The sequence below is a fragment of the Streptomyces sp. CO7 genome (assembly GCF_053474865.1).
In genome coordinates this window covers 570,638-578,637 of the sequence record NZ_JBRIOU010000005.1, presented here as the reverse complement: position 1 = coordinate 578,637, position 8,000 = coordinate 570,638, and the positions used below count along the sequence as shown (strand labels likewise).

The 8,000-nt window shown below is 73.8% G+C and carries 8 protein-coding genes and 1 pseudogene; 4 read left to right on the top strand and 5 right to left on the bottom strand.

What is annotated here, in order from left to right:
* Positions 1–352, bottom strand: a 352-nt coding sequence (cutA, locus tag ACOV8S_RS21130; protein WP_448319393.1) for a divalent-cation tolerance protein CutA, incomplete at its 3' end; no start/stop codon positions are given.
* Positions 353–832: 480 nt separating this feature from the next.
* Between cutA and ACOV8S_RS21125 the strand changes: the two genes are divergently transcribed.
* Positions 833–2,083: a saccharopine dehydrogenase family protein gene (locus ACOV8S_RS21125; protein ID WP_448319391.1), complete on the top strand. Its 1,251-nt coding sequence runs from the start codon at positions 833–835 to the stop codon at positions 2,081–2,083.
* 42 nt (positions 2,084–2,125) lie between these two features.
* The gene (locus ACOV8S_RS21120) at positions 2,126–2,677 is read left to right on the top strand and encodes a DinB family protein (RefSeq protein ID WP_448319389.1); all 552 of its coding nucleotides are present in this window, start codon (positions 2,126–2,128) and stop codon (positions 2,675–2,677) included.
* Positions 2,678–2,750: 73 nt separating this feature from the next.
* Here ACOV8S_RS21120 and ACOV8S_RS21115 read toward each other — a convergent pair whose 3' ends face one another.
* Positions 2,751–3,542, bottom strand: a complete 792-nt coding sequence (locus ACOV8S_RS21115; RefSeq protein WP_448319387.1) for a sulfite exporter TauE/SafE family protein — start codon at positions 3,540–3,542, stop codon at positions 2,751–2,753.
* Positions 3,543–3,612: 70 nt separating this feature from the next.
* Positions 3,613–3,696: pseudogene (locus tag ACOV8S_RS21110) on the bottom strand (VapC toxin family PIN domain ribonuclease); the annotation flags it as partial.
* Between the two features lie 55 nt (positions 3,697–3,751).
* Between ACOV8S_RS21110 and ACOV8S_RS21105 the strand changes: the two are divergent.
* Entirely contained in the window at positions 3,752–4,297 is a 546-nt protein-coding gene (locus tag ACOV8S_RS21105) for an N-acetyltransferase family protein (protein WP_448319386.1), read from the top strand.
* On the opposite strand, the gene ACOV8S_RS21100 is transcribed toward ACOV8S_RS21105, so the two are convergent.
* A complete protein-coding gene (locus ACOV8S_RS21100; protein ID WP_448319384.1) occupies positions 4,294–4,944 on the bottom strand; it encodes an MOSC domain-containing protein in 651 nt (216 codons plus the stop codon). The two genes, ACOV8S_RS21105 and ACOV8S_RS21100, sit on opposite strands and share 4 nt — an antisense overlap.
* A 73-nt stretch (positions 4,945–5,017) precedes the next feature.
* Complete coding sequence (locus ACOV8S_RS21095; RefSeq protein ID WP_448319382.1) at positions 5,018–5,905, bottom strand: prohibitin family protein; 888 nt, start codon at positions 5,903–5,905, stop codon at positions 5,018–5,020.
* 559 nt (positions 5,906–6,464) lie between these two features.
* On the opposite strand from ACOV8S_RS21095, the gene ACOV8S_RS21090 reads away from it, so the two are divergent.
* Positions 6,465–8,000, top strand: a 1,536-nt coding sequence (locus ACOV8S_RS21090; protein ID WP_448319381.1) for an alpha-L-arabinofuranosidase, incomplete at its 3' end; no start/stop codon positions are given.

The following is an 8,000-nucleotide window of genomic DNA, read 5'->3' as shown; positions in this document are numbered from 1 at the left end:
GCCCCTCGCCCGTCCCCGTCGCGGCCCCCGCCTCGGGCGTCGTCCCGTCCTCGATCCACCGCAGGTACGCCGCGTCGCCCCGCACCACGGGCGTGGCGATGATCTCCGGCGTCTCGTAGTCGTGCGCCGCGCGCAGGTGCGCCTCCAGCGCCTCGTAGCGGGCGGCCGTGGTCTTGAACAGCACCTGCCACTCCGCGGCGGTCTCCACCACGCCCTCCCAGCGGTACACCGAGGTCACCGGCCCGGCGATCTGCGCGCAGGCCGCGACCCGCGCCTCCACGGCGCCCCGTGCGAGGGCCTGCGCCTTCTCCGGGGAGTCGATGGTGGTGAGCACGGTCAGCCACTCGGCCATGGTCGTCGTCCCTCCGCGCGGTGTGCGGTCCTCGCTCCGGTCACGGTCATTGTCCCGCGCCGCTCCCTCACCCGTTCGCCGACCGGTCCGCACGGCCCGTCGCCGCACCCGCCGCCATGCGTGAGCTGCGCAAACACCGGGCGGCGCGGACACAGCGGCCTCGCGCCGACGCCACCTCGGCAAGCGCCGCGGCGCGCCTGCCGGTTACCTCGTTGGTGCAGGGGCGCGGGAGTCGGCGGCACTCCCGCATCGCCGGGCGAGAGCGACGGGAGCGCCGGACACCTCCGCTGTCCGTCGCCAACTACCGCGCGCCCCTGACCCTCCGGGCGCGACGCCCCACCCCCGGAGGGGCCGCACCCGGCGTCCCGACCTCGCAGCGGGGTGTCCGTGAGCGCCGTGCCGTGGAAAACTCCGTGGACCGGACCGGCAACCCCACCACCCGCCCGCGGCCGGCCGCGGGCGAGGAACGGAGCACAGCGCATGAGCGGGCGGGAGTTCGACCTGGTGCTGTACGGCGCCACCGGTTTCGTGGGGGCGCTCACCGCCGAGTACCTGGCACGGGCCGCGCCCGCCGGTACCCGGATCGCGCTCGCGGGCCGCTCGCCGGAGAAGCTGGACGCCCTCCTGCACACGCTCGGCGACGGCGCCTCCGCCTGGCGGACGATCGTCGCCGACGCGGGCAGTCCCGCCGACCTGGCGGCGATGGCGGAGCGGACCAGGGTCGTCGTGACCACGGTCGGTCCCTACGCCCGCTACGGTCTGCCGCTGGTGGAGGCCTGCGCGAAGGCGGGGACCCACTACGCGGACCTCACCGGGGAGCCGCTGTTCGTGCGCGAGTGCGCCGACCGGTTCCACGAGGTCGCCGCCACGTCCGGCGCGAAGATCGTCAACTCGTGCGGGTTCGACTCGGTCCCCTCCGACCTGAACGCCTACCTGCTCCACCGCCGGCTGGCCGACGACGACGCCGGCCGGATGACCGGCACCACGCTGGTGGCGGCCCTCAAGGGCGGGATGTCCGGCGGCACCGTCGACTCCGGCATCACCCAGATGGCGGCCGTCGCCGCCGACCGGTCGCTGGGACGGGTGCTCGCCGACCCCTACGCCCTCAGCCCCGACCGCGGGCGCGAGCCCGACCTGGGCGCCCAGAAGGACCACGCGCTGCGCCGGGCCACCGACGTCGTCCCCGGCATGCCCGGGTGGGTCACCACCTTCATCATGGCCGCGCACAACACGAGGATCGTGCGCCGCAGCGCCGCCCTGCTCGACTGGGCCTACGGCCGCGAGTTCCAGTACCGCGAGGTCATGTGGACCGGGAAGTCACCGGCGGCGCCGGTCGTGGCGGCGGGCGTCGCCGTGGCGCTGGCGGCGTTCCAGGCGGGCGGTCCGCTCGTCGCCCGCGGCCCGGGCCTGCGGCTGCTGCGCCGCATCGCACCCGAGCCCGGCACCGGCCCGGACGCGAAGGCCCGCGCGAACGGGCACTTCACCATGACCACGGTCACCCGCAGCACCACCGGGGCCCGCTACCGGGCCGTGTTCGCCGCCCAGGGGGACCCCGGCTACCAGGCCACGGCGGTGATGCTCGGCGAGAGCGGCCTCGCGCTGGCCCTCGACGAGGAACGGCTCCCCGCCACCGCCGGCGTCCTCACCCCGGCCACCGCGATGGCCGACGCCCTCACCGGGCGGCTCCGCGCGGCGGACTTCACCATCACCACGGAACGGCTCGACGCCTGAGCCCACTGCCCCTGTCGGTTCCCTCGACTATGGTCTGCGGCCATGACTGAGAGCCCCACCGAAGCGTGGCCGGAGCCTCCTCTCGCCGGCACCGAGGCGGCAGCCGTCCTCGGCGCCCTCGAACGGCAGCGGGCCACCCTGGCCTGGAAGTGCTCCGGTCTGGACGCCTCCGGCCTGCGCGCCACCCTCGGCACCTCCGCCCTCACGCTGGGCGGCCTCCTCAAGCACCTGGCGCACGTGGAGGACAATCACTTCGCCCGCCTGTGGCTCGGCTCCCCGGTCGGTGCTCCCTGGAGTGACGTCGACTGGGACAGCACCCCCGACTGGGACTACCGCTCCGCCGCGGAGGACAGCCCCGAGCAGCTGCGCGCCCTCTGGCAGGCATCGGTCGCCCGCTCCCGCGCCGTCGTCGACGAGGCGCTCGCCACGGGTGGGCTGGACCAGCTCGGCGCGTACACCACCCGTACCGGCGAACGCCCCAACCTCCGCCGGATACTCCTCGACCTCGTCGAGGAGTACGCCCGCCACGCCGGTCACGCCGACCTGATCCGCGAATCCGTCGACGGGCTCACGGGCGAGGACCCGCCGAGGTGAACCGAAGCACGTGGCGTACCCCCTGAGCGCTGCTGACAGCTCAGGGCCGCACGCCCAGGCGCAGGGCCCAGGCCTATGCCTGGGCCAGCCACTGGTCGTACGCCATCTTCACGACCAGCGCGAAGACGACGGTGAGCAGCACCACCCGGACGAAGCCGCTGCCGCGTTTGAGGGCGGTGCGGGCGCCGAGCATGCCGCCGGCCAGGTTGAAGACGGCCATCAGCGCGGCCAGCTTCCAGAAGACGGTGCCCGCCCAGGCGAACATCGCCAGCGCGCCGGCGTTGGTGCAGCAGTTGACGATCTTCGCGGTGGCGGAGGCGCGGACCAGGTCGAGGTGGAGGATCGCGGTGAGCGCCAGCACGAGGAAGGTGCCGGTGCCCGGGCCGATCAGGCCGTCGTAGAAGCCGATGCCGACGCCGCCGATGCCGATCGCGGCGAGCACCCGCCGCCGGGATACCGGCTCGGCCGACGCCACGGTGCCGAACGCCGGCCGCAGGATGACGAAGGCGCCGACGCCCAGCAGCACCACCATCACCACGGGCTTGAGCACGTCCGCGCTGAGCGCCGCCGCCACCAGCGCGCCGCCGCCGGCCCCCGCGAGGGCCGCGAGCCCGATCTTCACGGCGGTGCCGACGTCCACGGGGGTGCGGCGGGCGTACGTGACGGCCGCGCCGGTGGTGCCGACGATGGCCACCGCCTTGTTGGTCCCCAGCGCGAACTGCGCGGCCTGGCCGCCGGCCGGCAGGCCGAGCAGCAGCGCGGGCAGCAGCAGGAGCCCGCCGCCGCCGACCACGGCGTCTATCCATCCGGCCGCCAGTGCGACGACGCAGAGCACGACGACGGCGGTCAGCGTTATGTCAGGCATGATCGTCACCCTACGAAGGGCACAGATGTACCGTCCACGGACTTGAGTGGCTTCTGAGCTTGCCGCGTCGAAGGCCGAGGTCGTCGGGGAGCGCCCTGAACGCCTTGTGCTTGCCGAGCGGCCGGACGGCGCGGACGTCACGGCGGTCGAGCGTCGACCGCGCGGAAGGCGGTACGTGTGGCCGCCGATCCGACCTGGAAGGCCTCGTGATGACGGCGCTGAAGCCGAGAGAACGCACCGACGCCGACCTGCCCGCCTGTGTGGAGGCGCTGCGCGCCGTGCACGCGCGGGACGGCTACCCGCTGAACTGGCCTGCGGACCCCGCGGCCTGGCTCAGCCCGCCCTCGCTTGTGGGCGCGTGGGTGGCGGAGCGGGACGGCCTGGTCGTGGGCCACGCCGCGCTCTCCCGCCCGGCCGCCGACGACCTGGCTCCCGGTCTGTGGGGCGGCGACCGGACCGGAGCGGTGGTGGTGAACCGCCTCTTCGTCTCCCCCGCCGCCCGCGGTCTCGGCGCGGGCGCGGCCCTGCTGGAACACCTCACCGCCGAGGCCGCCGCGGCGGGCCTGCACCCGGTCCTCGACGTGCTCTCCACCGACACCGCGGCGGTCGCCCTCTACCGCCGCCTGGGCTGGCGGCACCTGGGCGACCGCGAACAGCGGTGGGGACCGGAGCAGACGGTGACCCTCCGCTGCTTCGCGGCACCGGGCGGGCCGGGGACAGCCACGCGCCGCCCGGGTTGGACATCGAGCACCTAGGTGGTCGTGCGTCTGCGGGCCAGTTCCCTGCCCTCCTCGATCAGCGCGTCGGCGACCAGCAGTCGCGGCAGCAGGTCCGGTTCGAGCGTCATCGCGCGGAAGGCGAGCGCGACGGTCACGTCGTGGTCGGGCCGGTACACGATGTCGACGGAGTCGGAGGCCCGGATGTCCCCCGGCTCGATCACCCGTAGATAGGCCCCCGGCACCGCGGCCCGGGTGAACCGCTTGATCCAGCCCTCTCGCTCCAGCCAGCCCTGGAACGTCGCGCAGGGGATCCGCGGGCACGACACCTCCAGGACCACGTCCGGCCCGATCCGCCAGCGTTCTCCGATCAGGGCGCCGTTGACGTCGAGGCCGTGGGTCGTGAGGTTCTCCCCGAAGACGCCGTTGGCGAGCGGCCTGCCCAGCTCGGCCTCCCACCCGTCGAGGTCCTCACGGGCATAGGCGTAGACGGCCTGGTCGACACCGCCGTGGTGCTTGACGTCGTGGACGCGGTCGCCTGCGAGACCGACCTCGCCGGTGCCCTTGGGCCCGGGCGCGCTGACGGCGACCGGGCCGTCGACAGGCCGCTTGTCGATGCCCGTCGCGCTGAGGCCCTTCCACGGGTTGGGCCGGGGCTTTCCCACATTGACGGAGAGCAGCTTCATGCGCGGGACAGTACGGTCCTCCGCGCGCCGGGGCGACCCGTTTCCCCGCCAACCCCTGGGAACAGTCGAGGGCCTAGTTCTTCGTCCCGTCGACGATCACCGGCGAGCCGCCCGAGCCGGCGCCGCACGGCGAGGCGTACACCGGGTGCGACTTGGCGGCCTCCTTGAACGCCTCCAGGCACTGGTTGTAGAGCACCTTGTCGCTCAGGGAGCGCTCCAGGATCTTGTTGGCGTCGGCGATGCCCTTCGCCTCGATCCGCCGCCGCTTGGCCTCCGCCTCGGCGGTCCGCCCGGCCTCCTCGGCCCGCTGGGTCGCCTGCTCCTGCTGCAGCTTGGCGTCGATCTGGTCCTGCAGCTTCTCCGACGGCCGGACGTTGCGGAGGTTCACGGCGGTGACGTCGATGCCGCGCGGGGCCAGCCGCTTCTTGATCAGGTCCGCGATCTCGGCGCCGATCTGCTCACGTGCCGAGGCGTAGCCCTCCTCGCTGGTGTGCTGCGCGAAGACGTTGCGGATGATCTCCCGGCTGTCCGGGGTGACCAGCCGCTCCTGCACTCCTTCCTCGCTGCCCGCCAGCTGGTAGAGCCGCACCGCGTCCTTGGGCACGACGGCCCACTTCACGGTGACGTCGGCGTAGAGCACCCCGCCCTCCGAGGAGCGGACCTCCACGCGGTCCTTGCCGTCGAGGTTGAGGTCCACGGGACGGGTGGAGAAGGTCGTGACGTCGGTGAACGGTGACGAGAGGTTGACGCCGGAGGACAGCGGCTCGCCGACCGAGCCGAAGGTCACCGGGACGCCCACCTCGTAGGCGCTCACCACGTGCACGCAGGCGAAGATCCCGGACAGCACGGCGGCCACGGCGCTGATCGCCGCGCCCAGCTTCCAGCCGCCGCTGTCCTGGGCTCGGCCGACGACGTACAGCACGACCGCCGCGACGAGCAGCAGCACACAGAGAAAGAGCATCCGGTCCCCCTGGCCCCCTGTTCCGGGTGACGGGCCCGCCCGGTCGGAGCGGGCCCCGCGAGTCCCGCCGGGAGCTGCCCGCGCGAGTCGCACCCCTGCGGACGCCGCACCCCCGCCCGCCGGTTCCGGCGGACCCGGGACACCTCGCCGCGCGGCGGTTCCGGGTGGACGCGCGCCCCTCGCCGCGCGGCGGTTCCGGCGCACGCGGAGCCCTCGGCCGCCCGGCGGCACCGCGGACCCGGGACGCCTCACCCCCGGCAGTTCCGGCGGACCCAGGACACCTCCCCGCACGGCGGTTCCAGGCGGACCCGCACCCCTCGCCGCCCGGCGGCCCCGCGGACCCGGACGCCTCGCCGCCCGGCAGCCCCAGGGATCCGGGACCCTTCCCTCGCGCGCGGCGCGGGACCGGCAGGACTGCTCCCGTCCGCCCCATTGACGCGGTCATGCCTCCCCCGCATCATCGTGGGAGCGCTCCCATATGACAGGTCCTCAGATTCGCGGACCACCATCGGCACCGGGCGACCCCGCCGTCGGTGTCGCCCGAGGAGGAACACGCCCCATGCCGCTCGCCCCTCGCCTCACCCACGGTCTGTTAGGCCGCGTCGGTCTCGTCCGGTCCGGTCCCGTCCGCTCCGGCCGCGGACGCCGTGAACGCCCCGTCGCCGTGCTGACCTGCGCACTGGCCACCGTCGCCGCGCTGGCCGCCGTTCCCCCGGGCCCGGCCGCCGCCGGCCAGGCGGCCGAGGCCTCGGCCGCCGACGCGGCGACCGTGGACGTCTCCGTCAACGCCGGAGTCGGCCTCGGCACCATCGACAAGGCGGCGTTCGGGGTGAACACCGCCATCTGGGACTCCCACATGAACGACCCGGAGGTCGCCGACCTGATGGGCGCCGCGGGCGTGAAGGTGATGCGCTACCCCGGCGGCTCCTACGGCGACATCTACCACTGGAAGGACCACACCGCCCCCGGCGGATACGTGGCCCCCGGCACCGGCTTCGACGCGTTCATGGGCACCGTCCGCGCCACCGGCGGCCAGCCGATGATCATCGCCAACTACGGCACCGGCACCCCGCAGGAGGCCGCCGACTGGGTCCGGTACGCCAACGTCACCAAGGGGTACGGGGCGAAGTACTGGGAGATCGGCAACGAGAACTACGGCAACGGCCACTACGGCAGCGGCTGGGAGGCCGACGACCACGCGGACAAGAGCCCCAAGGAGTACGCCCGCAACGTCCTCGCCTACTCCCAGGCCATGAAGGCCGTCGACCCCACGATCAAGATCGGCGCCGTGCTGACCACCCCGGGCGACTGGCCCGACGGGATCACCGGCGAGGGCGACTCGGCCGACTGGAACCACACGGTCCTGGCGGCCGTGGCCGGCACGGTCGACTTCGTGATCGTCCACTCCTACCCGGGCGGGTCGAGCGCCGACGAGGCGCTCGACCGGACGACCCGGCTGCCCGGGCAGCTGCGTGAGGTCCGCCGCCAGATCGACCGCTACGCCGGGGAGCGCTCCTCGAAGATCGGCATCGCGCTCACCGAGGTCAACTCCAACGCCCAGATGAACAGCCGCCCCAACGGCCTGTTCGCCGCGGACACCTACATGACGGCCCTGGAGAACGGCGTCTTCAACGTCGACTGGTGGAACACCCACAACGGCCCCGACAAGGTGAGCACGGTCGACGGCGACACCGACTTCAACGACTACGGCCTGCTCTCCAGCGGCGGCTGCGTCGGCGACGTCTGCCAGCCGGCCGCCAACACGCCGTTCCACCCCTACTTCGGCCTGAAGTCCCTCACCAAGCTGGGCGCGGCCGGCGACACCATGGTCGCCTCGTCGACCACCGACGACCAGGTCTCCGCCCACGCCGTGCACCGTGCCGACGGCACCCTGAGCGTCATGCTGATCAACAAGGACAAGGACGCCACGCACACCGCGCGGATCGGCTACGCCGGGTTCACGCCGACCACGCAGGCCCCGGTGGTGCACCGCTACGGCCGTGGCGACACCGATGTCACCCGGGTCGCCGCCACCGGCGGGGGGGTCCCGGGGCCCCCCCCCTACTCGATCCCCACGGGGACCGGCTCTCCGCAC